Annotated in this window: 1 protein-coding gene; it reads right to left on the bottom strand. The window is 47.5% G+C overall.

The window, feature by feature from the left end:
* Window positions 1-211: 211 nt before the first annotated feature.
* On the bottom strand, window positions 212-2,356 hold the full coding sequence (glgB, locus tag MHN01_RS24380; RefSeq protein WP_239413964.1) for a 1,4-alpha-glucan branching protein GlgB: 2,145 nt from the start codon (window positions 2,354-2,356) through the stop codon (window positions 212-214).
* Window positions 2,357-2,531: the final 175 nt, after the last annotated feature.

The following is a 2,531-nucleotide window of genomic DNA, read 5'->3' as shown; positions in this document are numbered from 1 at the left end:
CTTTTGCCATGAAACAACCTTGCCATGCGATTGTGACACTTATTCCATTCTAACAACTTGACGTATGTTAATTTGACGCAAAATTGTCAAAAAAAGAACGCAGTTACAAGAGTTTGTGTATATGTTGCACCTCGTGCTAAAGAAATTTGATATAGGTAACAAAAAGCCCGTGATCTAAGTCACGGGCTTGAGTTAGCTTACAGAGTGGTTACTACTTGGAAAAAGTAAGAAACACTGTTGCAAGTGGAGGGAGGTCTAGCTTAATAGAATTAGCCAAACCGTGGCTCGCTTCGTTGGTTGTCTTAGCAACCTGTGTAACCGTTGCCTGGCTACCCCAGTACTTCTCATCATCGGTATTAAGTACTAGCTTGTACTCACCGGCCTCTGGAACCCCAAGGGTATAACCCTGGCGTGGTACCGGCGTAAAGTTCGTAACGACTAGTACTTTGTCACCGTTTAGTGCAATTCGCTCATGAGCCAATATACTCTGGTCGGCGTCATCCTGGACACGCCATTCAAACCCTTCCGGTGAGCAGTCTTGCTCAAACAAGGCCGGTGTGCTTGTGTATAGTTTGTTCAAATCACGTACAAGCGCCTGAACCCCACTGTGTCTCGGGTATTGCAACCAATGCCATTCCAGCTGGCCTTCATGAGCCCATTCAGCACTTTGTGCTATTTCAGCACCCATGAAGTTTAATTTCTTGCCCGGCTGACCATACATATAGCCCATGAAAGCGCGCAAGTTGGCCGTTTGCTGCCACTCGTCACCCGGCATTTTGTTCAGCAAGGAGCCTTTACCGTATACCACTTCGTCATGTGATAATGACAACACATAGTTCTCACTGAAGGCATAAACCATCGGGAAAGTAATCGTGTCATGGTGATATCGGCGATGGACAGGCTCTTCCTTAATATAAGAAAGGCTGTCATGCATCCATCCCATATTCCACTTAAACCCGAAGCCAAGACCGCCCATATCAGTCGGTTTAGACACTCCCGGATAGGCTGTCGATTCTTCAGCAATCGTCATCGCATTTGGATAATGACGATAAACTTCCTCGTTCATCCAGCGTAACAGGCTAACCGCGTCAAAGTTGACGTTGCCACCCTCGTGGTTAGGAATCCACTGATCATGTTCACGAGAATAATCAAGGTAGAGCATTGACGCCACGGCATCAACACGCAGGCCATCAATATGGTAGTGCTCAAACCAGAACAGAGCATTCGAAACCAGGAAGCGACGTACATGGTCACGTCCATAGTCATAAATATAGCTCTGCCAGTCCTGGTGCCAGCCACGGCGAGGATCCGGATCATTAAACAGAGCCGTACCGTCGAAGTTTGCCAAGCCATGGTCATCTGACGGGAAGTGGGCCGGTACCCAATCAAGTACTACACCAATACCAGCCTGGTGGCACTGATCAACAAAATACTTGAAATCATCAGGCGAACCATAACGGCTACTCGGCGAAAACAAGCCAATAGGCTGATAGCCCCACGAACCATAGAATGGATGCTCTGAGATAGGCATCAACTCAACATGGGTGTAGCCCATGTCTTGCAAGTACGGGATCAACTCATCGGCAAGCTCGCGGTACGTAAGAAAATCACCATTTTCCTTGGTGCGCCATGAACCCGCATGGAGTTCATAGAAAGAAAGTGCCTGCTGATGTTTGGCCGTTACCGGGCGAGACTGCCATTGACTGTCATTCCACTGATAACGAGACTGATCATATACTTTCGAAGCAAATGACGGATACTGCTCTGAGTAATAGCCCCATGGATCCGCTTTGTGCGGAAGACCGTTACCTTCACTATCCTTTAGTTCGAACTTATACAGCTCATCTTCTGTAAGGCCAGGAACAAATAGTCCCCACAGGCCATTATCCAGTTTTTGCATCGGGTGACGACGACCGTCCCACGCATTGAACTGGCCAACAACACTTACCGCCGACGCATTCGGTGCGAAAATCAAAAAGCGAACACCTGAGACCGGCTTGCTGCCTTTCGTCAGAGTAATTAACTGTGCTCCCATCTCACTGTGCATAAGGGAGGGAGTAGTCAAGGCTTCGCCCGAAGGCAGCAGGTTGTGGAATTGATAAGGGTCGTAGACGGTTTGGTCACCTTCCGACCAGCGGATTTCTAGCTGATAAAGTTCAGTGGTAAGGTCTGTATCACCTTTCAGAATGAAGCCACTATCTGCATCTCGAACTAAAGTGAATCGCTCACCTTTTTCCGTTATTGCATTAACACTTTCAGCCCCAGGCATCCACACGCGAAGTGCAATCCCTTGAGGCTGATATTGTGGGCCTAAAAAAGAAAATGGGTCTGAGAATGCAGCTCTTTCGAGCTGCATGTATTCCTTATCACTGCGGGTCACTGTCAGTGTGTCCAACGCATTACTCCTGATTAGATTATTGTGAAGCTTTCTCTCGTGTTTCGGTTAAACGTCGAGTTAAGTCAATAATATTCTGGCGAGTAAAGATATCATCCAACGTTGTTGAAAGCTTACGGCGCCAGTTTGGATACTC

Origin of the sequence: Photobacterium sp. OFAV2-7, assembly GCF_022347985.1 — a bacterium.
Lineage (GTDB): Bacteria > Pseudomonadota > Gammaproteobacteria > Enterobacterales > Vibrionaceae > Photobacterium.
This window is presented reverse-complemented; position numbering and strand designations above follow the sequence as displayed.

What these genes read in the sequence shown, in the direction of transcription:
- glgB (WP_239413964.1), bottom strand. Translation starts at nt 2,356, where the DNA reads ATGCAGCTCGAAAGAGCTGCATTCTCAGACCCATTTTCTTTTTTAGGC.